The sequence below is a fragment of the Flavobacterium crocinum genome (genome assembly GCF_003122385.1).
Taxonomy (GTDB): Bacteria; Bacteroidota; Bacteroidia; order Flavobacteriales; family Flavobacteriaceae; genus Flavobacterium; species Flavobacterium crocinum.
The window spans coordinates 2,941,186-2,966,559 of the sequence record NZ_CP029255.1 but is presented as its reverse complement, the minus strand read 5'-3'; the positions used below and the strand labels follow the sequence as shown (position 1 = coordinate 2,966,559).

The window sequence follows — 25,374 nt, the reverse complement described above, 5'->3', positions numbered from 1 at the left end:
TATTTTAGATTTTTTTTAAAGAATATAGAATACAGAGAATAGATTTTAGATTTTTTTTTCACTCTTAACTTATCTCCCTTAACTTATAACTTATAACCCTTTACTTTTTCATGCCCCAGATTGAAGTGAAAACCCCGGAATTGTGGTAGTTTACATTTTTTGTATTTAAAAAGCGACCAACGGAAGCTCTTTTAAATACTTAAAAATGTTACTAGCACAATGAGGAGTTGAAACGGAAAGCTGGATTAGGCACATCATCAAAATTATACTATTTTTACGGGATTAAAAAGACTAAAATGAATAAAGAATCTCGTGTGCAATTTGTTATTGACAAATTAAAAGAACTCTACCCTACTATACCTGTTCCTCTTGACCATAAAGATCCTTATACACTTTTGATTGCGGTTTTATTATCTGCACAATGTACAGATGTTCGTGTCAATCAAATTACGCCATTATTATTTGCAAAAGCAGATAATCCATATGATATGGTTAAAATGTCTGTTGAGGAAATCAAGGAAATTATTCGTCCTTGCGGTTTATCGCCAATGAAATCTAAAGGGATTCATGGTTTGTCTGAAATTTTGATTGAAAAACATAACGGAGAAGTTCCTCAAAGTTTTGAAGCTCTTGAAGCTTTGCCTGCTGTTGGTCATAAAACGGCAAGTGTAGTAATGTCACAGGCTTTTGGAGTTCCTGCTTTTCCGGTTGATACGCATATTCACAGATTAATGTACAGATGGAATTTATCGAATGGAAAAAATGTAGCGCAAACCGAAAAAGATGCCAAAAGATTATTTCCAAGAGATTTATGGAACGATTTACATCTACAGATTATTTGGTACGGACGTGAATATTCACCTGCACGCGGATGGAATCTGGAAAAAGATATTATTACTAAAACAGTCGGAAAAAAATCTCTGATTGAGGAACTAGAAAAAACTTCAAAAAAATAAGGCACAAAGAAAAACTTTGTGCCTCTGCCTCTTTGCAACTTTGTAACTTAAAAAAAACTACATTCCTGCTTTCAAAGCATTATATTCAGCAGTCATATCAAGAGATCTGTAAACTCCTAATAGTACTTTTGTTGCATCCTGATTTTTGGGTTCAATAGCCAATACTTTCTTTAAATATGGAATTGCACTTCTGGTAACATCGTCTTTTTTAGCACTTAACTTATCGTATTTCTGCATTTCTGCTTTAGAAGTTCCTAATTCTGCTATTTCATCGGCTAAATCTTTTTTGATTTGCAATTTCAAATAAGCCAGATTAATATAGGCATCGATATTATTAGGATTTAATTCTAAAACATAATTATATACTGCCTCTGCTTTTGGATAATTTTTATTTTCAAGATAAGAATACGCTAAATTACTGTTGACTTCTATTTTCTTGGAAGGAACCGATTCTGTTCTCGGTTTTTCATAAGTTCCCTGTTGAATAGCATATTCTCGAGCTTTTGGAGAAAGAAAAGCATCCTCTTCTTTTGTTTTCTTATTTGTTGCTAGATACAAAACCCCTTTTCCAGAGTAATTGATCTTTTTAAGCAATTCATAATAAGTAATCGCAGTATTATAATCTTTTCCGTTTAATGCCGAAGATGCGGCATTGTACAGATTCAAGGTATCTTTTTTATCAAACAAATATACCTTATAGCTTTTCTCTGAGCTTTCTTTGAATTTACCGGCTTTAAAATCTGCCATGGCACCATTTACAAGTCCGGCTTTCATGTCTTTTAAAGCAATATTCGCCTTAACAGTAGATTTAAATTTACCGGATTCATTTTCATACAAAAATACATCCTGATAAGACTGAGCTGCCAAAGTAAAGTTATTTGCAGCATCAATATTTTTTAAGGCTAGGTCTTTTAAAACATTTCCTTTTAAGAAATAGTAATCGGATTTGTCTTCATCTGGGGCATTAAGGATTAGATATTCTGTTTTGGTCAAAATTGCTAAAGATTCTTCGCTTTTTCCTTTGTCAAACAAAGATTGTGCTTCTTTAATTTTGTCTTTTTGGGCAAACACGCTTACGCTTATCACTAACAAACAGCATAGCATTTTAATGTTCTCTTTCATTTTGCGGTTAAGTTTTGGATTGGTTAATTGATTTTCATTTATTTCTTTTCAGTCACAAGAGATAATTAAAACTGGTATAAAAATTACCTTCAGTAACTATATGATCTGCAAAAAATATCTTCTGGTACAAATAACTTTTGCATAAAATCAAATAGATTTCAAACTTAACAAAATAAAGCAGGGTAGTTTTTCTTCATAAATAATCTGGTTTTGGGTTAAGTATTTAATTTTTAATTTATTACTAATTTTAATTGGAATTACGTTCAAATACAACAATACAAAAAATACGCGATAAAGCTATTTTTAATGAATAAAAAATTAGTTTTTAACTAAAATAGAATTAAAAACTAAATAAACACGCAAAATCGAGTCAAAATATTAAATTTTAACAAAACTCAAAAAAAGTGATATAAAAAACTTATAAAAAATTATATCAGACAAAGATTATCCGATTTAGCAGAAAACGAGATAAATTAAAGAATATTTTTACATAAAAAAAGCTCACTGTTCGTACACAGACAAACAGTGAGCTTTTCAACCAAAACGACCATTTGGTTTACTTTACTAAACATCCGACATTAAGTAGTGGGGCTGTTTAATTAGCTATAATCTCGAAACTTTTCTCTTCAATTTTGACAACAGTCAAAGCTTGAGAATAGTTTAAAATAAAAGAAACTACTTCTTTATTTGGTTTAAGATTTTTAGAAGCTAATGCTTTTTTTGAGTAAATTTTTGCCATACTATCAAATGTTTTATAATAGTATAACGAGCTTATTACCATAATATTATTAGTTGGTTAAAATAATTTGATGTTTATCAATTATTTTTCTCAAATTCATTAACGCATAACGCATTCTTCCTAACGCTGTGTTAATGCTTACACCAGTAATTTCTGAGATTTCTTTGAAACTCATATCCTGATACATACGCATTACCAAAACTTCTTTTTGATCATCCGGAAGTTCTTCAATCAGCTTTTTTAAATCGAGCTCTACCTGATCTACGATCATTTTGCCTTCTATTGTCAAAGTATCGTCTGACATGATAGAGAAAATCGAAAATTCTTCGGTTTCTCTGTACATTGGCATTTTTTTAGTTTTACGGAAGTGATCCACAATCAGGTTATGAGAAATTCGCATTACCCAAGGCAGGAATTTACCTTCTTCGTTGTAAGAGTTGCTTTTTAAAGTTTTAATTACTTTAATAAATGTATCCTGAAAAATATCATTTGAAATGTCTCTATCAGCAATCTTTGAATATATGAAACCATATATCTTAGATTCGTGCCTCTTTATTAATGTTGCAAGAGCAGCTTCACTACCTTCAACATAATTTTTCACTAATAGAGCATCTGGAGTATGCAGATCAGCCATAATTCTACCTTTTTAGTTTTAATTTTAAAATTTGGAGTAATTTTCTAAAAAGTAGTTTTTTTATATAGGCGAATCTTTTTTTGAGTTGTGTTAATATTGCGACCAAATTTAACAAATAAATGTTTTAAAAAGCAAATAAAATCGCTAATAATTCTAAGAAAAACATTTATTAAAGTAAAATAAACTTAAATTTTACACAGAAAAAGCTAAAAATCTACAAAATGAAAACTAGCTAAATCCCTTTAAAAATAGGCCCTCAAACGTTAAAATTAATCGATGAACGGTTCATTAAATCCTTAAATTATAAATTTAAATTACAACTTTTTCTTCATTTAATCAATTTTAAAACAGTACTTTTTTTTTCATTTAATTAAAAACAATGTTCAATTCCTCAAAAAAGAAAGCATTTTTAGAAAACAAAAACTTACACATACTGTATTGAAATTAAGATAAAATAGTTAAAATTTGGAACTATCTCCTTAACAAAATCCAATTCAAAATTGATTACTTTTGTAAAAATTGACTTTTTTATGCAAATTGATCTTTCTAAAATAGACCCAAAATCAAATATTATAATAAAAGGAGCACAAGTACATAACTTAAAAAATGTAGATGTGGTCATTCCGAGAAATAAACTGGTTGTCATTACAGGGCTTTCCGGATCTGGAAAATCGAGTTTAGCATTTGATACTTTATATGCCGAAGGACAAAGACGTTACGTGGAAAGTTTATCTTCTTATGCACGTCAGTTTTTAGGCCGTTTAGATAAACCAAAAGTGGAATATATTAAAGGAATTGCTCCTGCAATTGCTATTGAGCAAAAAGTAAATACAACCAATGCTCGCTCTACTGTTGGCACATCAACAGAGATTTATGATTACATCAAACTTCTTTTTGCCCGAATCGGACGAACTTACTCTCCTGTTTCCGGGCAAGAGGTTAAAAAGAATACCGTAACAGATGTTATTGCTGATGTTAAAACCCTGCCAATCGACAGCAGATGGCTTTTGCTTGCTCCTATTCATCTTGAAGAAGGAAGACAACTGGAAGACAAACTGAAAATTCTTTTACAGCAAGGTTTTGCCCGTATTTTGGTTGATAATGAAATGGTTCGTCTGGATGAATTTTCGGCTTCAGATTTACACCAGTTTGACAATAAGGATATTTTACTGATTATTGACCGTATTGTTGTTAAAGAGGAAGAAGAATTCTACAATCGACTTGCCGATGCTGTACAGACTGCTTTTTTCGAGGGAAAAGGTATTTGTTATTTACAGGAATTAAATGCTGAAAAAAGATTTTCTTATTCGAATAATTTTGAATTGGACGGAATCACTTTCTTAGAGCCAAATGTTCATTTATTTAGTTTTAATAATCCATACGGAGCTTGTCCAGCTTGTGAAGGTTATGGAAATATTATTGGGATTGATGCAGATCTGGTTGTTCCAAATACTTCTTTATCAGTTTTTGAAAGTGCTATTTATCCTTGGCGTGGCGAAAGTATGAGCTGGTATAAAGACGAATTTGTAAAACATGCTTATAAATTCGATTTCCCAATTCACAAACCTTATTTTCAGTTAACGGAAGAACAGAAAGATTTAATCTGGACCGGAAATCAGTATTTTCAAGGTTTAAATGATTTCTTTAAAGAATTAGAAGAGAAAAATTATAAAATTCAGAACCGTGTCATGTTATCACGTTACCGTGGTAAAACTAAATGTCATGTCTGTAAAGGCAAACGTTTACGCGAAGAAGCATCTTACGTAAAAATCAACGGAAAAACAGTTTCAGATCTGGTTGACCTTCCAATAAAACATTTGGTTACTTTCTTTAAAAACATCGAGTTAAACGTTTACGAACAGCAGATTGCAAAACGTTTAATGATCGAAATCAATAACCGTTTATCATTTTTGAGTGAAGTCGGATTAGATTATCTTACTTTAAACAGAAACTCTGCTACGCTTTCCGGAGGTGAATCACAACGTATTAATCTAGCGACTTCACTTGGAAGCAGTTTGGTTGGATCCATGTATATTTTGGATGAACCGAGTATTGGTCTGCATCCGAAAGATTCAGAAAGACTAATTAAAGTATTGCTTTCTCTTCGTGATTTAGGAAATACTGTAATTGTTGTAGAACACGACGAGGATATTATGAAAGCGGCTGACATGATTATTGATATTGGTCCTGAAGCCGGAACTTTTGGAGGAAAACTGGTCGCGCAAGGAACTTATAATGAAATTCTAAAATCAGATTCCTTGACTTCCCAATATCTTAATGGAAATCTGGAAATTTCTGTTCCGAAAAAAAGAAGAAAATTTAAAAATCATATTGATATCGTTGGCGCACGCGAAAACAATTTAAAAAATATTGATGTTACTTTTCCTTTAGATGTCTTAACGGTTGTTACCGGAGTTTCCGGAAGTGGAAAAAGTACTTTGATTAAGAAAATACTGTTTCCGGCAATGCAAAAAAAACTGGAAAGTGCTGCCGAAAAAGCAGGACAATTCAGTGAGCTGAAAGGTTCTTTTTCTCAAATCAAACATATCGAATATGTGGATCAGAATCCGATTGGAAGAAGTTCAAGATCGAATCCTGTAACTTACATCAAAGCGTATGACGACATTAGAGATTTGTATGCAAAAGAAAAATTATCCAAAATAAGAGGTTATCAGGCCAAACATTTCTCTTTTAATGTTGACGGAGGAAGATGCGAAACTTGTAAAGGAGAAGGCTCTATAAACGTCGAAATGGTGTTTATGGCCGATGTTTCTCTTCCATGCGAAACTTGTGGCGGAAAACGTTTCAAAAAAGAGATTTTAGAAGTTACTTTTGACAATCAAAACATTAACGATGTCCTTACGATGACGATTGATGATGCAATTGCTTTCTTCGAAAAAAACAAACAATCTAAGATCACACAAAAATTACAACCTCTTCAGGATGTTGGTTTAGGATATGTTCAATTAGGACAGTCCTCTTCTACTCTTTCGGGTGGTGAAGCACAGCGTATTAAATTGGCATCATTCCTTGTTAAAGGAGCAACAAAAGATAAAGCATTATTTGTATTTGATGAACCAACAACCGGACTTCATTTTCATGACATTAAAAAACTTTTAGCTTCTTTTGATGCTTTGATAGAAAAGGGACATTCGATCATTGTAATTGAACATAATCTCGATTTAATAAAATGTGCTGACTGGATTTTAGATCTCGGCCCAGAAGGAGGAGAAAACGGCGGGCATTTACTTGCCTCCGGAACTCCGGAAGATATTGTCAAAGTTAAAGAATCTGTAACCGGAGTTTATTTAAAAGATAAATTATAAAACAAAAACATTAAAAAATTAAAGCCATAAATACAATTGATTAGTTTGTATTTATGGCTTTTCTTATTTTATTTCTGTTTTTTTCTTTACGCTACCAAGCATCTTTCCTCAAAAGGAAGACCATCTTCATCGATAGCTACTAAAATCTTTTTTTGTTTTGATGCCTCAAAAGTTAAATACAGCCAAGCAAATGACCATAAACCCAGAGTTAAACAAAAAATCATGAAATTTAAACTGTGATTAACTACTTTCCCTCCTTTAGATAAGACAGCGAAAAGGAATTCATCGTTTCTTTCTTCTAAAGTAAATCCATTATGAACTTTGTTTGATATCATATTTGAAAATACTTGCATGCTTTGTTCCTGGCTGAGATGATTGTCTTTCATAATTATTCTATACTACATTAATCCATAAACTTTTTCTTGCACAATTTATTGCAAAAGTAATCAAACTTAAAAAATAAAAAAATACCTACATTTAGTGATTTTGTTAGAAATAATTCTGCAAATTCTTGTAAGTAGTATCAAATTTTCAGTCTAAAGTTAATTTTTATCTAATTAATTACAAAATATTTAACTGTTAAAATTTATTATTTAATAGCAATTTTTTAATTTCTTAACTTTTGTTCTTCAAATTAAAAGTGGGAGCTTCATAATCTTCCTTTAAGTAATCCGGCGGAATTGTTGTTGTATTTCCATCTCTTAAAGCATTATAATGTGGCGACATAATTTCGATTCCTGCTGCATTAAATGAATCTTGAATGTTTTGATGAAGAGAAGAATAAATTCTGGGTTGTTTAGTTGGTTCTTTAGTATAAACGTTAATCTGATAAGAAACATAAAAATCATCTAAACTGGTTTGTAAAACAAATGGTTTAGGTTCTTTTTCTATCATTTCGGTATTTAAAGCAGCTTCTATTAAGGCGGAGTAAATATCTTTCCACGGAACATCATAACCAATTGTTACTGTAGTGTGAATCAGCAAACCATCTGTAGAATGTTTTGTATTTGCTGAATAATTTGTCGATGTACTGGATAAAACCGTCGAATTTGGAATAGTGATATCTTCAAATTTAGGAGTTCTTATTCGGGTAACCAAAGCCGTTTTTTCTATAACCTCTCCGCTTACCTCTCCAATTTTAATATAATCACCAATCTTAAAAGGACGCATATAAGTTATTACCAATCCCGCCACCATATTAGCAATTGCATTGGAAGAACCCAGCGAAAATAATACTCCCACAAATACAGAAACTCCTTTAAATATGGGAGAATCTGAACCTGGCAGATACGGAAAAATAATTACCAGCATAAAAGCGTACATTAACAATCTTATAATATTAAATGTCGGAAGTGCCCAATCGCTGTAAAATCCATCTATTTTTATATTTTCCGATTTTATTTCATCAAAGAAAAATTTTATGATTTTTAAAGAATATTTAAAAATTATTACAATTACAATTATCGTAAACAAACTGGGCAGAAAACCAACAAATCCCATAAAAGCTGATTTTGCCGGAGTCAAAATCCATCTGAGCAATGTTGTAGTATATTCTTTTGTAGCCGGAAAGATGCTGAATAAAACCGGAAGTGATAAATAAACAATAAGGATAAGTGTCGCAATTTTGACAAAACCAAAAAACCTTAAAAATAAAATTTGCTGTCTTTCCGGAGATAATATCTTAATATTATTATAATTAACTCCCTTAAAATATCTTGCTTTATTTTTTACAATGTACTTCTTAATGAAATTGAAAACTTTACCTACCAGAAATAATATTAGTCCAATAATAAGAATTAACAATGCTGTGTAGCCAAAACGTTTAGGAAGCTGAGAGTAGTTTTCATTTTGATAAATTACGGCACTTCTAATCATTTTTAAATTACGTTGTGCAATAAAAGATTTTGTTTGATGTTCTGCATTTCCATCTGAATCCAAAACCGACATAATTATCAAATCACTCTTATATACAATATCTTCCGAAACTTCAGAGGGAATAATTTTGATGGAATCTTTCTCAAAAAAAGATTCATTGTAAAGTCTTTTTATTTTATGGGAAATATATTCAGCACGTTCTTTTGCAGAAAACGACCCTACATTGTTATATACATAAAATAATGTGTCTTTAAAAGGACTTACCGGATAACCTTTGAGAGGTATTTTTACAGTGGTACTATCTGCCGTTTTCAACTTATTGGTTTGACCCAATAAAGAAATTGAGAATAAAACAGGAAAAAAAACTAATAACCTAAGTACTTTTATTTTCATATTCAGCTAGAAATAAATTAGTTATCCTTTCTAACAAATATAAAAACAAAAAAGTTACGTTTTTATATTTCTTTTATTTTTCCTACGGCAATAATTTAAATTTTTATACCTATTTTCTTAAAAATAGAATTAATAACACCATTAATATCCGGTGAAATTTTAAACTTATAATTCAGATACAAATACAAAATAGTCACCAAAACCGATTTTAAAGCAATACTTATCAATTGGAAAAATGGAAATTCCCAGAAATAAAAGACTAAAAACAATGCAAAAGTCAAAAGCATTGAATAAATCGTTTGTTTTGTAAAAGGATATAAATGAAGTTTCTTTACTACAAAAAGCAGTTTTGCCAAACTGTATAAAGTAATTGATAAAAGCGTTGCAAATGCAGAACCAAATATTCCAAAAATCGGAATAAAAATCATATTTAAAATCACAGTTAAAACAACCAGCATTAACCCTAAATACAATACCATTCTGTAATATTTCGTATTAAAGATAATGGCATTGTTATTTCCTAAAATTAAATCAAAATATTTAGAAAGGCCGATCATAAATACAACAGAAATACCACCACTGTATTCTTTTGGAACCAATTCGTATAATTGATTAATGTTTACAAAAATGCAAAGCATCACAAATCCGCCCACAATTTGAAGATTAATAGACGTTTTTTTATACAACTGATTTAATTCGTCATGTTTGTTTTCATGCATTAATTTAGCAGTAATAGGATACACAATCTGATGCATAGCACGGCTTGGCACCGAAATTACAAGAGCAATATAAGTCGCTACAGAATAATAAGCGATATTTTCAATCTTCATGTATTGATTCAGCATCAATTTATCTCCATCTAAAAGCAAATTGGCAACACTTCCCGAAAGAATTATATAAAAAGTATACTCCATTACGCTTTTTACATTTTCCGGTATTGTAATCTGGAAATTTGGCTTCTTAATGTAAAATGCATAAAACATTGTCACTAAGAAAGCTAAAAAATAAATCGCTGCCGTAACATACACAAACTCGACTAAACTAATCCATTTAAAATATAAACCGATTAAAGCTAAAGTCGAAAGCAATCTTAATCCCACTTCTTTTATAAAATTTCCGAAAACCGAATGCATGTGTACTCTCGCCCACGCATAAAAAATTTCAAAATACGCCATACAGATTCCGATAAAAGGAATTAACAGCATAAATTCACGTACGACAGGATTTTCTTTGGAAACAAAATCTGTTATATCATCATAGAAAAAAATTCCGATCAGCCCTAACGGAATACACATCAGAATTGGAAATAAGGCCGTAAAAGAAAGGAACTGCTCTCTTTCTTCTTCGGTTTTATATTGTGAATAAAATTTGACTAATGTATTCTGCATTCCAATTGCAAACAAAGGCATAATTACGTTTGCAGCAGAAGTAATATAATTTGTTAAAGCGTAATACGTTGCACCAAGAAAAACCGGGTAAAGATATAATGTATTTATGGCTCCGATACCAAAACCAATGTATGTAATTATAGTGTTTTTAAAAGACTGATTTAAGACAATACCCATTTCTTGAGTTTAAATTGTAGAATTTTGATTTTTAAATAATTATCCTTTAATCAGCTGTGCCAACTGTTTGGTTAGATTTTTTCTGGAATATTGCTGCAGTCCAATTCCGTGCGACTGTAATTTCCCATCCAAAAACTGATTAAAAAAGTCCAAAATTACACTTTTTAACTTCGCTTTTTCAGAATAATCAAAAAATACTCCTGTATTGGTTTGTGTTACGATATCTGCAAAGTCAGAACCCTGCGGCCCAATTGCGATTATCGGACGGTTCGAGACCATATATTCGAATAATTTTCCGGGAATAATACTTTTAGTATCTTCAGAATTAATCTCAATTAAAAGCAAAACCTGAGACTTTCTTTGGTGCGCAACAGCTTCTTTATGAGAAACGTATCCAACTAAATTTAAATACTCCTTTAACTGATGTTCCTGAATAGCATCTAAAACTTCCTGACTTACAGCTCCAATCAATTTAATTTCTAAGTGTAATTTAAATTCCGGCACTTCCTGAAGCAACTCCACCAAAACTTCCCATAAAAAAGGTGGATTTCTGTCTGAAAGAAATGAACCAATATGCGCCAGAGTAAATTTACTGTCTAAAGTTTGTTTTTCGACAGTTTCAACATCATAGCCATTTGTAATAACCGTAATCGGTTTATTGGTAATAGCTTCAAATTCTGTTTTTGTGGTTTTACTGGTTACAATAATTTCGTCAGCAGAATTTAAAACTTTATGTTCTAAGCTTTTATGTTTTTTCTCGGCATAAGAAGACAAACGAAGTGCTTTATGATAACCAATCGTAGTCCATGGATCACGGAAATCGGCAAACCATTTTACGTTTAATTTCTTTTGTAATTCTAAACCAATTAAATGCAGACTATGCGGCGGTCCTGAAGTTACAATTGTATCAATATTATTTTCCTGAATGTATTTTTCCAAATGGGCAACAGAAGGTTTTACCCAAAAAACACGAGCATCCGGAATAAAAAGATTTCCTCGAACCCAAAGAAAAATTTTATCCAAAAAAGCCTGCTTTTTCTTTTGAGGAAAAATTCCGGAACTGATTTTTTTAGTTTTATTTTTTGAAAAAATAGAAGCCAATTGATAAGGCTCCCATATTTTATTTTTTAGAACAGTTACTTTATCTGATATCTCGCTAACTAAACCTTCATCGACAATTGGGTAAGTCGGGTTTTCTGGAACATAGACAATTGGCTGTATATCAAATTCAGGAAGATATTTAACAAATTTCAACCAACGCTGTACACCTGGTCCGCCAGCTGGAGGCCAATAATAAGTTATAATAAGAAGTTTTTCTGATTTCAATTTTAGAATTTTGCAATATTGAATTATAAATCTCTATTTAATTTTTCAAGCTCTTCAATATCCAATTGATCCTTGGGTCTGTTAGCAGCTTTTTTTGCAGTAATTAAGCTTTCATAATCTAAAAAATAAACTGGAATTTCATTAATTTCTACAATGTATGCTTTTTCTAAAAGTTGTTCAAAAGTATTATTTTCTAATCCTTTTACTGAAGTCATAATATCCAATCGCAAATTAAAATTCAATGTAATATCCGTCCAGCCAGGAATAAATTGCATTGTATTTATATTCTCAAAATCCCCAATTCCTGAATCTTTTAAGGCTTGTCTTAAATTTTTCCTGTTGTCGATTGAATCTTCTATAAAAATATCTATGTCTCCAGTATTTCGTCCATAGCCATATATATTCACAGCAAATCCGCCTATAGTCAAATATTTAACTTTATTCAAAGAGAAGTATTTCCAAATTTCTACTATTTGACTATCCATTGAATTATTTTGATATTTTTTTTGCAGTTTTCAAAAGATACGAAATTTCAATAATAGCCATCAATTTTTCAAAACGCTTTTGTGGTGTCATCTTTTTTATCTCTTCGATATATCTTGCTTCCATAACAGAAGGATGAGCATTATTTAATGTCGTTGTTTTCATTTTTCAAAAAAATATTAAGTCAAATTTACAAAATTACTTTTACTATTTTAACCTCTTTTTCTATTCTCAAAATAAAGCCCACCAATCAATAGAATCAACATTCCAATTGAGCTAATCAAAGTAATAGTTCCTCCGGTTTTAATAACCTGTGGCTCAAATTTAAACTCAATTGTGTGTTTTCCTCCTGGAATTTCCATTGCTCTTAAAACATAATCAACTGGGAAATGATCTGTCAGTTTACCATCGATATAAGCATTCCAGCCATTTTTATAGTACATTTCAGAAAAAACAGCTAAACCGTCTTTTTCATTATCCGATTTGTATTTAATGTAATTAGGCTTATACTCTACCACTTTAATTGTTCCTGATGCATCCCAAGGTTTCTTTAAACGAGCGTTCGGGAATTTAGCTTCATGTTCATGAACATTAAAGACAGCTACTTTTTTTGTATCTAAAGTATTTAACGCTTTCATTACATCATCCGGTTTGTTTACCAGTTTTACTGAACTTACAAACCATGCATTTCCGTTTGCATCCGGATTAACAATTGGCATAGGAGCTCCTGTACTATCTGTCTGAATCACATACTTAACATTTAACATATTAAGCACTTCAAAATTGTTTTTAGCAATTTGATAATCATATAATTGCTGCATTCTTCTTGGTCTTACAGCACTGTAACCTCCAATTGTTTTATGGAAATAAGAAGATCTTCCCTGCAATTGTCCCTGAAGATCAAAAACACGATAAACAGAAGTATCTTTTAATATCTGAGAATCAGCTGGTGTTTCCTGAAAAGGAGCTGCAATCTGAACCGGGCTAACAAAATCTTTTGCCGAAACATATTTCTTGTCCACAAAAAACAAATCAAAAATCATTACAATCCCAACAATAATTAATGTTGTAGTTTGTGAAAGTTTATTTTTAACGAACATCCAAAGAATGGCAAAAGTTACTACGATTAAAAATCCTGATCTTAATAAATCAGCATAGTACATTGTCATTCTGTCTTCTTTCAAAGCATCGACGAAATCTGGGCCGTAGCTTTGTAAAAAATACTGGTCGCTTGTTCCTGTAAAATGAAAAAAGCCTTTAGCTATTAATAAAATGACAAGAATCCCTAAACCAAAAACTCCTGTTTGAACTAATGCTTTCTGTTGTAATTTTGGTTCATCCTTAGCTTTAAAAAAGGATTGTAATCCCATAACAGCTAAAACCGGAAAGCACAATTCTAAAATCACCTGAATAGAAGAAACAGCTCTAAACTTATCATACATTGGCACATACTCTATGAAAAAGTTGGTCAATAATGAGAAGTTTTTACCCCACGAAAGTACCAGTGTAAAAAGTGCTCCCGTTAAGAATACATATTTGATTTTTCTTTCGTCAATAAACAAAGCTAAAACTGCCAAAAAGAAGACTACTGCACCAATATAAGCCGGCGCAGAAACAATTGGCTGATCTCCCCAGTAAGTTGGCATTCCGGATACAAAATCTTTCGCCTGACTTTCCGGAACTCCTTTTTCCAGCATGAATTCATACATACGGCTATCCGTTCCCACATTTTCGTGGCTTGAACCTCCAAAAATTCTTGGAGCTATAAGATTGAGACTTTCTGCAATACCATAACTATATTCGGTAATATAGTCGGTTGTCATAGAGGCAGTGGTTTCATTCTTAGATCCGTCAGGGTTAAAAGTTAATTCGCTTTTATCTCTGATACTATATTTTGCATACTCACTTGTAGCCAATAAATTTCCTGCATTTGCCCCAATCGCAAAAATTCCGGCAACCGCAAGAGTTCCAATAGAAACCAAAAGAGGCTTATATTCTTTATTTTTAATAAATTCAAAAGCGTAATAACCTGAAAGTATCAATAAGAAAATCAATAAATAATAGGTCATTTGGAAGTGATTGGCATTAACCTCTAACGCCACGGCAAACATGGTGAGCAGACCTCCCCAAATATATTTTTTCTGAAAAACCAGTATAAATCCGGCAATTACCAATGGCATATAGGCAATGGCATGCGCTTTGGCATTATGACCAACTCCTAAAATAATGATCATATAAGTTGAAAAACCAAATGCAATGGCGCCAATAAAAGCCTTTAACGGATCTGTCTTTAAAACCAGTAACAGACCATAAAAACCAAGAAAATATAAAAATAAGTAATCTGCAGGACGAGGCAGAAAACGCAGTACATCATCTATTTTACCAACAAAATCGTATGGATAATTTGCACCAAGCTGATAAGTCGGCATACCACCAAAAGCAGAATTTGTCCAATATGGTTCTGCATTTTCCATTGCTCTAAAGTCATTTTGCTCTTTTGCCATTCCGGTATATTGAGCAATATCTGACTGGAAAATTTGTTTTCCCTGTAGAACTGGATAAAAATAAATTAATGAAACAAGAATAAAGCCCAATATAACAAGGGCGTGCGGATAGAACTTATTTACTATTTTCAATTTTGGGTGGTTTGGGTTAAAATGAATCCTAATTTTTCAGGACACAAATCTAATCTATTTCTTCGTAATCCACATACTCTCCCACTTTTTTGGTTTCGCGCGGGTGTTTAGCATTGGCAGTATTAATGATTATTTCATCATTATTATTTCTGCTTGTATTTTGCCAGGAGTTACTTTGATTATATTGCTGATTATATTGTTGTTGTCTCTGAAAATTTTCGCTCGCGTTTTCAACAGCTTTTTTTACCAATACCGGCAAAAAGATTCTAGCCAAAAATTTAAAAATATAATAAAAGGCAATAATCCCAATAATAAATCTTAAACCTGAAAATGATGCTTCTTGCATAACTATAATTTTTTTTCAAAATTAATAAATCCATTGTTTAAAAATAAAATATGAATCTTAAATAAATAATAAAATATGTACATTTGATATGCGTTATTATATTTTAACCCAAAAAAAATTATATGTTTAAAATTAAAAACTTACTCGCCCCGGTACTTTTTTTTATTCCACAACTGTTTTTTGCGCAATATACTGATGTCATTAATTCTAATCGCCCAGGCGAAACCATGTCAGCTTACAGCGTTGGAAAATCTGTAATTCAAGGTGAACTTGGCTTTTACGGCATTAAAGAAAAACACGATTTATTAGATTACGATGCCAGCGGCTTAGGTACCGACTTTACACTTCGTTACGGTGCTTTTTTAGAACAATTAGAATTTATATTTGATGTACAATATCAAATGGCAAATTACGACACTCCTTATACCAGTTATAAGAAAAACAACTTTAAGCAAACTGTTTTAGGAGCAAAATATCTAATTTATGATCCTTATAAAAATTATAAAAGAGAGGTTAATATTTACAGCTACAAAGCCAATCGTAATTTCCAGTGGCGCGAATTGATTCCGGCGGTTTCTGTTTTTGCAGGAGCTAATTTTGTCGGAGCCAATAATCCCTATTATTTTTCTCCGGATGGTGCTATTTCTCCTAAAGTTTCCCTGATTACTCAAAACATCTTAGGTGGAGGATCTTGGGTTTTTGTTACTAATATTATTGCCGATTATATCGGTACAGATTACCCAAGTTACGGATATGTATTAACTTTGACGCACGGATTTAATGATAAATGGTCCGGTTTTGTTGAAAATCAAGGCTATAAAAGCGACTTCTACAGCGATTCGATTATTCGCGGAGGCGCAGCTTTTCTTCTGTCCTCAAATATGCAGGTTGATGCTTCTATAAGTACTAACTTTAAAAACACACCTTCTGTTTTGTATGGAGGAGTTGGAATATCATGGCGTTACGACGGATGGTATAAAGAAAAAGTAATAGAAGCTAAAAACGATGCCAGAGCTAAAAAGAACCCTGACAACGAAAAAAGTGTTGATTACCAAGAAAAAGAAAGAAGGCGAAAAGCCAAATATGAATAAAATTTAATAAACAAACCCTCCTAAAAGGGACATCAATATCACATTAATGATTACAATTAAAGAAGCCAAAAGCAAAAAAGAATTAACCGAATACATTAAATTCCCTTTCTCTGTATATAAGGACAATCCGTATTGGGTACCGCCAATCATTTCAGATGAATTGGAATCTTTTGACAAAACAAAAAATCCTGCTTTTGACAATGCTGAAGCATACTTTTATCTGGCATACAAAGACAATAAAATTGTTGGACGTATTACTGCAATTATCAACTGGTCTGAAGTTAACAATCAGCATAAGAGAAAAGTCCGTTTTGGATGGTTTGATGTAATTGATGATATTGAAGTTACCAAAGCTCTATTAGAAAAAGTGTATGAATTAGGAAGAAAACATAATTTAGAACACGCCGAAGGTCCAATGGGATTCTCTAATCTGGATAAAGTGGGTCTTTTAACAGAAGGTTACGATCAGGTTGGAACCATGATTACCTGGTACAATCATCCTTATTATGTAACACATTTAGAACAGTTAGGATTTCAGGTAGAAAAACAATATATCGAAAGTATATTTCCATTTTCGAATGTAAAACCTGAGTTTTTCCAAAAAGCGACAATTTTAATAAAGAAACGTTATGAACTTAAGGCTCTTACTTTTACTAAAACAAAAGATATTATGCCTCATGTAGACAAAATGTTTGATTTATTTAATGAAACGTACGCAAACCTGGCTTCGTTTGTCGCTATTTCGGATGTTCAGAAAGAATATTTTAAAAAGAAGTACATTAGCTTTATTAACCCTGAATACATCAAATTTATCGTAGATAAGGATGATAAATTAGTTGCTTTCAGCATTGTAATGCCCAGTTTCACAGAAGCTTTACAAAAAATAAAAGGAAAATTATTTCCGTTTGGCTTTTTACAATTATTGAAAGCCAGAAAACACAGTAAAGACGTTGTTTTTTACCTCATCGGAGTTCATCCCGAATATCAAAACAAAGGGGTTACAGCAATTATTTTTGATGAATATTATAAAACGTTTTCTGAAAAAGGAATTCAAAACTGCATTAGAACACCGGAGCTATTAGAGAACAACGCGATTCATTTACTTTGGAAAAACTTTGACCCAATTATTCATTGTCAGAGAAAAACTTATTTGAAGAATCTTTAATTTTTAATGTTCTGTGAACAGTATTTCTTTAGTGTTCAGTAGCTTCTTACAATTATAAAAATAAAAAAACCATTCGCCCCCAAACGAATGGTTTTTAACTTCATAGTCACTTTCATTTATTTTTTATTCCACTTTGCAATCTACTTTTGATAAAGTATTTTTTGCATCAAATTTTAATTTGCTTTTATCTTTAAAGGAGAATTTCCCGTTTGCTTCCACGACATCACCATATCCTTCAATAAAAGCACCGTCTTTTTGCAGAAAAGCTACTTCTCTAATAGAAGAAACTCCTTCAGACATAAACGTATAATCGGCAATTAAAGTATCTCCTTTCATGTTTCCAATTAAGCTTCCTTCATTTTTATCTTTTCCTACTATATTATAGCTTAATTTTCCGTTTACTTCCTGATGGGAGTTTACATTAAAACTCATTTCTATTACACTTCCGTTCGATCTCCAGGCATAACATTGATCTCCGGCAGGTTCTACAATTTCGGCTTCTTTTGGCGGGCTTGGAGTAATTTGTACCGGCTCTGTTGTAGTAGTTTCTTTTTTACAGGAAGAAAGAACTATTAAAATCAGGGTCGTTATAGTGATAACTTTTTTCATACTTGTCTTTTTTTTATTTTGTTGATTATGAAATAAAATTACCTCAAATAAAAAAAAATCCATTCTTAGATAGAATGGATTTTTTACATAATTCCCATGTGGGAAAATTTATTCTAAAAATAATTACGAAACGTCTACTGTTGTACGTTCTGCAATTTCTTTGTAAGTTCCGTTTGTTAATTTCTCACGAATTGCTTCAAAAGCTGTTAATGTCTCTTCGATATCTGATAATGTATGAGAAGCTGTTGGAATCATTCGTAATAAAATAATTCCTTTTGGAATAACAGGATATACAACAATAGAAAGGAAAATACCATAGTTTTCTCTTAAATCGTTTACCATTACCATAGCTTCAGGAATACTTCCTTCCAGGTAAACCGGTGTAATACAAGTATTAGTATCTCCAATATTGAATCCTTTTTCTTTAAGACCGCTTTGTAATGCATTTACATTTTCCCAAAGTTTATCTTTAATTGCAGAAGACTGACGCAATAATTCTAAACGTTTCAATGAACCGATTGTCTGAATCATTGGTAATGCTTTTGCAAACATTTGAGAACGTAAATTGTATTTTAAGTAATCAATAACTGTTTTATTAGCTGCTACGAAAGCACCAATATTAGCCATAGATTTTGCAAAAGTAGAAAAGTAAACATCAATTTGATCCTGAACTCCCTGCTCCTCACCTGCTCCGGCTCCTGTTTTACCAAGTGTTCCAAAACCGTGTGCATCATCAACTAATAATCTGAAATTGTATTTTTGTTTTAAAGCAACAATTTCTTTTAATTTTCCTTGCTGACCACGCATTCCGAAAACCCCTTCAGTGATGAATAAAATTCCTCCTCCGGTTTCTTCAGCCATTTTAGTAGCACGCTGCAAGTTTTTCTCCATACTTTCCAAATCATTGTGTTTGTATGTGAAACGTTTACCCATGTGCAAACGAACACCATCAATGATACAGGCATGTGAATCAACATCATAAACAATAATATCATTTTTAGTAACCAAAGCATCAATGATAGACACCATTCCCTGGTAACCAAAATTCAATAAATAAGCAGATTCTTTCATTACGAACTCAGCCAATTCATTTTCTAATTGTTCGTGATACGTAGTGTGTCCAGACATCATACGAGCTCCCATTGGATAAGCTGCACCAAACTGAATTGCCGCATCTGTATCTGCCTGACGAACTTCAGGATGATTTGCTAAACCTAAATAATCATTTAAACTCCAGTTTAAAATATTTTTTCCGTGAAATTGCATTCTTGGACCCAACTCTCCTTCTAACTTTGGGAAAACATAATAACCTTCTGCCTGAGAAGCCCATTTTCCTAAAGGTCCTTTATTGTCCTGAATTCTTTCGAATAAATCTTTTACCATAATATAGTGTAGTAATTTTTTTAACTTAATCAGCGAGCAAAAATAATCATTATTATTCTAAAATTCAGAGTGTCATTTATTTTTATTAAAAAAATATCAATACGTTTTTTTTAACAAGATTTACCCTTTAAATAATTCCCTGAAAAAGCGCTAAAATTATCTGTAAACATGATTTTTATCATAATAAAAGATAAAATTGTCTTTTATTTTTGACTAGTATTTAAAACGAAAACAAAACCCAGATAATATGAAAAGAAATACTAAATTTTTAATCAAAATGAGCATACTATTTTGTTCGTTTTTTATGCTTCTTTTATTAGGAAGCTGCAAAAAAGAGGAAGCACATAATTACGCCGATATTATGACTGAAGGCGAAATGGAAGCTGAGCTTACATCGCCTCCTCATGTTCCAAAACCAGTTGGAAACAGAACCGCCATGAAATTGAAATTAAACATGGAAATCAAGGAACAGGAAGGCACTATGACCGATGGTGTAAAATATACATATTGGACATTTGGAGGTTCTGTTCCCGGAAGTTTTATCAGAACGCGTGTTGGCGACGAAGTTGAATTTCACTTAAAAAACCATCCTGACAATAAACTGCCTCACAACATCGATTTACATGCTGTAACTGGTCCAGGTGGTGGAGCGACTTCTTCTCTCGTAGCGCCGGGACATGAAAAAGTTTTTAGCTTTAAAGTAATCAATCCCGGATTGTATGTATATCACTGCGCTACAGCTCCTGTTGGGATGCACATTGCAAATGGTATGTACGGCTTGATTTTGGTTGAACCAGAAGGCGGACTTCCTACTGTCGATAAAGAATACTATGTAATGCAGGGCGATTTTTACACTCAGGGTGAATATGGAGCCAAAGGTCTTCAGCCGTTTGACATGAACAAAGCAGTAAAAGAAACACCTGATTATGTTGTATTTAACGGAAAAGTAGGTTCGTTAACAAACGGAAATGAATTAACTGCAAAAGTTGGTGAAACGGTTCGTTTATTTGTTGGAAACGGCGGTCCAAATTTAGTTTCTTCTTTCCATGTAATTGGTGAAATATTTGACAATGTACACGTTGAAGGCGGAAGCATGGTTAACAAAAATGTACAAACGACTCTTATTCCTGCCGGCGGTGCTGCAATTGTCGATTTTAAAGTAGAAACTCCCGGAACTTTTATTTTGGTAGATCATTCTATTTTCAGAGCATTTAATAAAGGGGCATTGGGAATGTTGAAAGTAGAAGGAAAAGAGAACAAAAACATTTATTCCGGAACCATTCAGGAAGGTATTTATCTGCCTGAAGGCGGAACGATTCAGAAAATGCCCGGTGGACCAACTGCAAAAACTACAATTCCAAAACGAACAGTTACCGAGAAAATTAATATTGGTAAAGAAATTTTTGGAACTACTTGTTTCGCCTGTCATCAATCTGAAGGGCAAGGAATTCCGAGTACTTTTCCTCCTTTGGCAAAATCAGATTATCTAAATGCCGATTCTAAACGTGCTATTAAAACAATTCTGCATGGTTTAACCGGAGAAGTAACCGTTAATGGCAAAAAATACAACAACGTTATGCCTTCCCAGAATTTATCTGATGATGAAATCGCAAATGTACTGACCTACATTTATAACAGCTGGGGAAATAATAAAACAGAAGTTACACCAGAAATGGTAAAAGCATTAAGATAAACAGCAAACAAACAGCATGAAAAAATACATTTTCATACTAACTCTCTTTTTCTCTGTGTTTAGTGTCATGAAAGCGCAGGAAAAAGGAATGGCTTTCATTAAAGAGGGATCTTTTGTCCCTCTTTATGGAGCTGTTTCCAAAAATCCTGTAGTTGTGAAGTCATTTTATATAGATGTTTATCCTGTAACTAACAGTCAGTTTTTAGAGTTTGTCAAAAAAAATCCTTCCTATCGAAAATCAAAAATAAAAGGAATTTTTGCTGACAAAAGTTATCTCTCTTATTGGATAAACGATTTTGATTTTGGAAACGCAAAACCAAATTCGCCAGTTACAAGTGTTTCTTGGTTTGCTGCTAAAAAATACTGTGAATGTGAAGGCAAACGATTAGCCACAATGGACGAATGGGAATATGTAGCAATGGCCGACACCAAAAAAATAGATGCCCGAACCAAAAAAGAATTCAACGAATATATTTTATCCTGGTACGAGAAATCGAGAACTTACGAAAATGAAATTGGTAAAACATTCAAGAATTATTGGGGCGTTTATGATATGCACGGTTTAGTCTGGGAATGGACATCTGATTTCAACAGTATTTTTTTATCTGGCGAATCCAGAAAAGATAAAAGCAGCGATAAAAACCTTTTCTGTGGAGGCGCCTCAGTTAATGCATCCGATTTAATGGATTATGCCGCTTTTATGCGATACGCCTTCAGAGGAAGTTTGAAAGCACAATATTCTACAAGAAATCTTGGCTTTAGATGCGCAAGCACAACAAAACCAAAAATCTAATTTAAATTAGTTTGAAATGAAAAAAATAACAATTGTATTTCTTGCTCTTGCCTTATCTTTTTACAGTTGTAAAAAGGCCGACATAAAAGCAGAAAACAAAGCAGAAACAACAAAAGAAATCAGTGATTTATCTATTTACAATCTGCCTTCAAAATGGACAACTCAAGATGGAAATAATATTGAGTTAAAATCACTCAGAGGAAATGTTCTCGTAATGGTAATGATTTACACAAGCTGTAAAGCTGCATGTCCAAGATTAGTTGCCGATATGCGTGACATTGAATCCAAATTGAATAAAAAGTACAAACAAAATGTAAAATTAATCCTGGTAAGTATAGACCCAAAAACAGATACGCCTGAAAGATTAAAATCTTTTGCGATTGAAAATCAAATGAATCAGGCTCCGTGGATTTTCCTTCGTTCAACAGAAGAAAACACACGTGAGTTTGCAGCAGTTTTGGCTGTTAATTATAAAAAAATATCTCCTATTGATTTTTCGCATTCGAATATTATCAGTGTGTTTAATCCCGAAGGAGAATTGATTTTTCAGCAGGAAGGTTTGGGTGTAAATAATGAAAAAACTATCGAAGTAATAAATCAGGAAGCAGGGAAAATTTAGCGGATTTATTTTAAAACACATAGAAACATAGATTTCAGAAAAACTACACAGATAATTTAAAAAAATCTAGATTTTAACTCATAGCTCTCTATGTATTTTAAAAGAAAGTAAATTAAATAGGTTAATTAGTAAGAAACAAGAGTTTGATTTTGGAAAAAATCAGCTCTTGTTTTTTATTTATATACTTACTCAATGATTGAATTGATAATTTCTAAACAGTTTTAATTCCTGCAAGGTTTCAAAAACCTCATAGGTATTTATTTTTACATATCCAGATACCTGTAAGGTTTTTGAAACCTTGCAGGAAAAACTTCTAAATGAAATTTTTCATTTTTACTTAATTAATAATATTCTATAAATATATCGTTCCTCGGGAATTTATTTACGGGAATTATTGGAACGAAAATTTATTACAGATACCATCATTAAAACCAATCCCAAAACCAAAAGAATACTCAATATCAAAATACTTTGAAAATATCCAGGGATTGTTCCTTCTTCAAAAAACAAAAACCAACCTTGCAAAAACAATAAAATCTCTGTAAAAATATATCCAAAAATAAAGCACTTCACTCCTATTTTTAATATTGAAGAATTAACAGAAAGTATTTTATTTTGCAGTAAAATTCCAAACAAAAACCCCGTTATGATTCCTAAAGTGGTTAAATGAATAAAACCAATTACAAAGTTTCTAATTTGATGTGAAACCTCGGCCAAATTTGGAAAAATAGTAAGCAATTGAATTCCGATTTTCAAAATCAAAGAGCACAATGCCAGACTATAAACCATTTTTGTGGTTTTATCTAAATTACTTTTAAAATGACTAATTTGAGGTTTTAGCATTTTATAAAAATAGAGAAAAGCTACTAATTGAATCAAAACTCCTAAACCATTGATATAATTCAAAACATTATTTTCGACAAACCACCGTATTGGGAAAGTAACCGTTAATAATGTAGAAATAATTATTAGCAAATAAAACTTCTTAAATTTCACTTCATCGATTTTATTTTGAAATTGTTTTAAAAATAAAGCTAAAATCGCCAATACAAACCAGCCATTAAATTGAAAATGAAGGAAAAACTGAATCGCAATCTGATAAAAAGTACTTTGTTTTCCTAACATACTTACGGCCGGACCAAGACACCAGACACTACATGTCGATAAAATCATAAATAAAATGGAAACCAATAAAAGTCTTTTCGATGGAGATTTATCTTTAGAACAATCTTTCCAAACCAAACGGCAAAAAACATAACTCAGCAAAATATGTATCGTTGAAAATATGATCGAAAACAAAGCATATCCCTGAATTGGAAAAGCAATCATCATTCCTATAACTGAAAATTCTGTCAGCCAGAATAAACGATTGTAAATCGGTTTCTGTCTTTTTTCTTTCGGAATAAAAAAATGAACGACCAAAACATAAACAATCATATAAACCCAGCCTAACATAGCAACATGAGAATGCGCATGAAGCAAAAAACTATAGTTTAAAAAATCTAATGGAAACAAATATATAAACCGCATTAATAATCCGAAAACGCACGCAATCAGAAAATTAAAAAAACAGCAGAGTATCCAGGTTTTTTGAGAATTCATAAATGAATAAATTTTATTTAAACACATAGGGACATAGATTTTGCAAGCATTTAAAAGGCGTTTCACTTGCATGAATACACATAGCTATGTGTAAAAATCTAGATTTTCTAAAATCGTCTTTTAAGTTTGTTAAAATCTATATTTCTATGTGTTTTTTTTAGTAAAACTCAATTCGTTAAAAAATAACATTTCTTGAAATAAAAAACACCGATAATTATCATTTATCAGATAGGCTATCGGTGCTTTTCGAATTAATAAAATTAACCTTTATTCTGCTTCAACAAAGTCTTTTTCTAAAACGACTGCTTTTGGAAATAAGATGTTATTTTCCAAATGAATGTGTTTGTGTAAATCTGCCTCAAACTCTTTCAACATCGCAAAAGTCACTCTGTAAGTCGTACAAGCGTCTGCTGGTGGCGTGTAATTATTGGTCAATTCGGCAATTGCTCTAAAACGTTCGCCTTCATTATCGTGTTCGTGCATCATCATCGCAATCGGATTTGAAACGGTTCCGAAAGAAGGCTGGTGTAAAATCCCGTCTGATTCTTTCGTTTTTATCATTCTTTTTACAAAAGGAAACAATATCAATTCTTCTTTTTTCATGTGCTGTGACAATTCACCCGCACAGCCAATAAATAATTCATTAATCTTGAATAATTCAGGATGATTGGCTCCATGAACTTTGCACAATTTATCTAAAAACGGCAATAAAACATTCGTTTTTTCTTCTACATAACGATGATGCGTTTTCTCAATATAATCTGCCAGTAAATCTAAAGGCCAGGAATTAAAATCGATGCTTCCGTTGTTTTCTGATTGTGTAATTTGCAGAACATTCTCCAATAAAGTATCGGCATCGATATTTTGTTTTTCACAGACTTCTGTTACAGTTCGGTTTCCTTTACAACAAAAATCTATTCTGTATTTGGAGAAAACGGCAGCAGTTCTAAAATCCTCAGCCACAAACGATCCTATTGTTTTGTTTTTTAAATTTTCCATGATTCTTATATTTAAATAT

General features: G+C 32.0%; 22 protein-coding genes. 7 read left to right on the top strand and 15 right to left on the bottom strand.

The window, feature by feature from the left end; translation table 11 throughout:
• The first annotated feature begins 296 nt into the window (after positions 1–296).
• Entirely contained in the window at positions 297–956 is a 660-nt protein-coding gene (locus tag HYN56_RS13275; protein WP_109192619.1) for an endonuclease III domain-containing protein, read from the top strand.
• Positions 957–1,013: 57 nt separating this feature from the next.
• Here HYN56_RS13275 and HYN56_RS13270 read toward each other — a convergent pair whose 3' ends face one another.
• The 3 genes from HYN56_RS13270 to HYN56_RS13265 all read right to left on the bottom strand — a co-directional run bounded on the left by HYN56_RS13270 (position 1,014) and on the right by HYN56_RS13265 (position 3,451).
• The gene (locus HYN56_RS13270; protein WP_109192618.1) at positions 1,014–2,078 is read right to left on the bottom strand and encodes a tetratricopeptide repeat protein; all 1,065 of its coding nucleotides are present in this window, start codon (positions 2,076–2,078) and stop codon (positions 1,014–1,016) included.
• A gap of 595 nt (positions 2,079–2,673) precedes the next feature.
• A complete protein-coding gene (locus tag HYN56_RS25065) occupies positions 2,674–2,817 on the bottom strand; it encodes a hypothetical protein (protein ID WP_167365387.1) in 144 nt (47 codons plus the stop codon).
• Between the two features lie 49 nt (positions 2,818–2,866).
• Positions 2,867–3,451: an RNA polymerase sigma factor gene (locus tag HYN56_RS13265; protein WP_109192617.1), complete on the bottom strand. Its 585-nt coding sequence runs from the start codon at positions 3,449–3,451 to the stop codon at positions 2,867–2,869.
• A gap of 530 nt (positions 3,452–3,981) precedes the next feature.
• On the opposite strand from HYN56_RS13265, the gene uvrA reads away from it, so the two are divergent.
• Positions 3,982–6,777 (top strand): excinuclease ABC subunit UvrA, encoded by a 2,796-nt coding sequence (gene uvrA, locus HYN56_RS13260; RefSeq protein ID WP_109192616.1) that lies wholly within the window; start codon positions 3,982–3,984, stop codon positions 6,775–6,777.
• Positions 6,778–6,863: 86 nt separating this feature from the next.
• Here uvrA and HYN56_RS13255 read toward each other — a convergent pair whose 3' ends face one another.
• The 8 genes from HYN56_RS13255 to HYN56_RS13225 all read right to left on the bottom strand — a co-directional run bounded on the left by HYN56_RS13255 (position 6,864) and on the right by HYN56_RS13225 (position 15,401).
• Positions 6,864–7,163 carry a hypothetical protein gene (locus tag HYN56_RS13255; protein ID WP_167365388.1) on the bottom strand — a complete coding sequence of 100 codons (300 nt, stop codon included), beginning with the start codon at positions 7,161–7,163 and terminating at the stop codon, positions 6,864–6,866.
• Positions 7,164–7,392: 229 nt separating this feature from the next.
• On the bottom strand, positions 7,393–9,045 hold the full coding sequence (locus HYN56_RS13250; protein WP_109192615.1) for a mechanosensitive ion channel family protein: 1,653 nt from the start codon (positions 9,043–9,045) through the stop codon (positions 7,393–7,395).
• Positions 9,046–9,140: 95 nt separating this feature from the next.
• Positions 9,141–10,610: an oligosaccharide flippase family protein gene (locus HYN56_RS13245; protein ID WP_109192614.1), complete on the bottom strand. Its 1,470-nt coding sequence runs from the start codon at positions 10,608–10,610 to the stop codon at positions 9,141–9,143.
• 39 nt (positions 10,611–10,649) lie between these two features.
• A complete protein-coding gene (locus HYN56_RS13240) occupies positions 10,650–11,936 on the bottom strand; it encodes a glycosyltransferase family 4 protein (protein ID WP_109192613.1) in 1,287 nt (428 codons plus the stop codon).
• A 23-nt stretch (positions 11,937–11,959) separates the two neighbouring features.
• Positions 11,960–12,421, bottom strand: a complete 462-nt coding sequence (locus tag HYN56_RS13235; protein ID WP_109192612.1) for a nucleotidyltransferase — start codon at positions 12,419–12,421, stop codon at positions 11,960–11,962.
• 4 nt (positions 12,422–12,425) lie between these two features.
• Positions 12,426–12,584: a hypothetical protein gene (locus tag HYN56_RS25060; protein WP_167398310.1), complete on the bottom strand. Its 159-nt coding sequence runs from the start codon at positions 12,582–12,584 to the stop codon at positions 12,426–12,428.
• Between the two features lie 47 nt (positions 12,585–12,631).
• Positions 12,632–15,055 (bottom strand): YfhO family protein, encoded by a 2,424-nt coding sequence (locus HYN56_RS13230; RefSeq protein ID WP_109192611.1) that lies wholly within the window; start codon positions 15,053–15,055, stop codon positions 12,632–12,634.
• A 49-nt stretch (positions 15,056–15,104) separates the two neighbouring features.
• Positions 15,105–15,401, bottom strand: coding sequence for a DUF4834 family protein (locus tag HYN56_RS13225; RefSeq protein ID WP_091491339.1), 297 nt, complete (start codon positions 15,399–15,401; stop codon positions 15,105–15,107).
• Between the two features lie 122 nt (positions 15,402–15,523).
• On the opposite strand from HYN56_RS13225, the gene HYN56_RS13220 reads away from it, so the two are divergent.
• Positions 15,524–16,492 carry a transporter gene (locus tag HYN56_RS13220; protein WP_109192610.1) on the top strand — a complete coding sequence of 323 codons (969 nt, stop codon included), beginning with the start codon at positions 15,524–15,526 and terminating at the stop codon, positions 16,490–16,492.
• A gap of 46 nt (positions 16,493–16,538) precedes the next feature.
• Complete coding sequence (locus HYN56_RS13215; RefSeq protein ID WP_109192609.1) at positions 16,539–17,657, top strand: GTP cyclohydrolase; 1,119 nt, start codon at positions 16,539–16,541, stop codon at positions 17,655–17,657.
• A gap of 123 nt (positions 17,658–17,780) precedes the next feature.
• On the opposite strand, the gene HYN56_RS13210 is transcribed toward HYN56_RS13215, so the two are convergent.
• Together HYN56_RS13210 and HYN56_RS13205 are read right to left on the bottom strand one after the other, a co-directional pair.
• Positions 17,781–18,266: a hypothetical protein gene (locus HYN56_RS13210; RefSeq protein WP_109194794.1), complete on the bottom strand. Its 486-nt coding sequence runs from the start codon at positions 18,264–18,266 to the stop codon at positions 17,781–17,783.
• A 123-nt stretch (positions 18,267–18,389) separates the two neighbouring features.
• Positions 18,390–19,649, bottom strand: a complete 1,260-nt coding sequence (locus HYN56_RS13205; RefSeq protein WP_109192608.1) for an aminotransferase class I/II-fold pyridoxal phosphate-dependent enzyme — start codon at positions 19,647–19,649, stop codon at positions 18,390–18,392.
• 304 nt (positions 19,650–19,953) lie between these two features.
• On the opposite strand from HYN56_RS13205, the gene nirK reads away from it, so the two are divergent.
• The 3 genes from nirK to HYN56_RS13190 are packed head-to-tail and all read left to right on the top strand — an operon-like array spanning position 19,954 to position 22,754.
• Positions 19,954–21,342 carry a copper-containing nitrite reductase gene (gene nirK, locus HYN56_RS13200; RefSeq protein WP_240622701.1) on the top strand — a complete coding sequence of 463 codons (1,389 nt, stop codon included), beginning with the start codon at positions 19,954–19,956 and terminating at the stop codon, positions 21,340–21,342.
• A 16-nt stretch (positions 21,343–21,358) separates the two neighbouring features.
• A complete protein-coding gene (locus HYN56_RS13195; RefSeq protein ID WP_109192606.1) occupies positions 21,359–22,135 on the top strand; it encodes a formylglycine-generating enzyme family protein in 777 nt (258 codons plus the stop codon).
• Positions 22,136–22,151: 16 nt separating this feature from the next.
• The gene (locus HYN56_RS13190) at positions 22,152–22,754 is read left to right on the top strand and encodes an SCO family protein (protein ID WP_109192605.1); all 603 of its coding nucleotides are present in this window, start codon (positions 22,152–22,154) and stop codon (positions 22,752–22,754) included.
• A 378-nt stretch (positions 22,755–23,132) separates the two neighbouring features.
• On the opposite strand, the gene HYN56_RS13185 is transcribed toward HYN56_RS13190, so the two are convergent.
• Together HYN56_RS13185 and ric are read right to left on the bottom strand one after the other, a co-directional pair.
• A complete protein-coding gene (locus HYN56_RS13185; RefSeq protein WP_240622555.1) occupies positions 23,133–24,356 on the bottom strand; it encodes a cbb3-type cytochrome c oxidase subunit I in 1,224 nt (407 codons plus the stop codon).
• 267 nt (positions 24,357–24,623) lie between these two features.
• Positions 24,624–25,355, bottom strand: a complete 732-nt coding sequence (gene ric, locus HYN56_RS13180; RefSeq protein WP_109192603.1) for an iron-sulfur cluster repair di-iron protein — start codon at positions 25,353–25,355, stop codon at positions 24,624–24,626.
• Positions 25,356–25,374: the final 19 nt, after the last annotated feature.

Coding starts and splice junctions, on each gene's coding strand:
- HYN56_RS13275 (WP_109192619.1), top strand. CDS start 297: ATGAATAAAGAATCTCGTGTGCAATTTGTTATTGACAAATTAAAAGAA.
- HYN56_RS13270 (WP_109192618.1), bottom strand. CDS start 2,078: ATGAAAGAGAACATTAAAATGCTATGCTGTTTGTTAGTGATAAGCGTA.
- HYN56_RS25065 (WP_167365387.1), bottom strand. CDS start 2,817: ATGGCAAAAATTTACTCAAAAAAAGCATTAGCTTCTAAAAATCTTAAA.
- HYN56_RS13265 (WP_109192617.1), bottom strand. CDS start 3,451: ATGGCTGATCTGCATACTCCAGATGCTCTATTAGTGAAAAATTATGTT.
- uvrA (WP_109192616.1), top strand. CDS start 3,982: ATGCAAATTGATCTTTCTAAAATAGACCCAAAATCAAATATTATAATA.
- HYN56_RS13255 (WP_167365388.1), bottom strand. CDS start 7,163: ATGAAAGACAATCATCTCAGCCAGGAACAAAGCATGCAAGTATTTTCA.
- HYN56_RS13250 (WP_109192615.1), bottom strand. CDS start 9,045: ATGAAAATAAAAGTACTTAGGTTATTAGTTTTTTTTCCTGTTTTATTC.
- HYN56_RS13245 (WP_109192614.1), bottom strand. CDS start 10,610: ATGGGTATTGTCTTAAATCAGTCTTTTAAAAACACTATAATTACATAC.
- HYN56_RS13235 (WP_109192612.1), bottom strand. CDS start 12,421: ATGGATAGTCAAATAGTAGAAATTTGGAAATACTTCTCTTTGAATAAA.
- HYN56_RS25060 (WP_167398310.1), bottom strand. CDS start 12,584: ATGAAAACAACGACATTAAATAATGCTCATCCTTCTGTTATGGAAGCA.
- HYN56_RS13225 (WP_091491339.1), bottom strand. CDS start 15,401: ATGCAAGAAGCATCATTTTCAGGTTTAAGATTTATTATTGGGATTATT.
- HYN56_RS13220 (WP_109192610.1), top strand. CDS start 15,524: ATGTTTAAAATTAAAAACTTACTCGCCCCGGTACTTTTTTTTATTCCA.
- HYN56_RS13215 (WP_109192609.1), top strand. CDS start 16,539: ATGATTACAATTAAAGAAGCCAAAAGCAAAAAAGAATTAACCGAATAC.
- HYN56_RS13210 (WP_109194794.1), bottom strand. CDS start 18,266: ATGAAAAAAGTTATCACTATAACGACCCTGATTTTAATAGTTCTTTCT.
- HYN56_RS13205 (WP_109192608.1), bottom strand. CDS start 19,649: ATGGTAAAAGATTTATTCGAAAGAATTCAGGACAATAAAGGACCTTTA.
- nirK (WP_240622701.1), top strand. CDS start 19,954: ATGCTTCTTTTATTAGGAAGCTGCAAAAAAGAGGAAGCACATAATTAC.
- HYN56_RS13195 (WP_109192606.1), top strand. CDS start 21,359: ATGAAAAAATACATTTTCATACTAACTCTCTTTTTCTCTGTGTTTAGT.
- HYN56_RS13190 (WP_109192605.1), top strand. CDS start 22,152: ATGAAAAAAATAACAATTGTATTTCTTGCTCTTGCCTTATCTTTTTAC.
- HYN56_RS13185 (WP_240622555.1), bottom strand. CDS start 24,356: ATGAATTCTCAAAAAACCTGGATACTCTGCTGTTTTTTTAATTTTCTG.
- ric (WP_109192603.1), bottom strand. CDS start 25,355: ATGGAAAATTTAAAAAACAAAACAATAGGATCGTTTGTGGCTGAGGAT.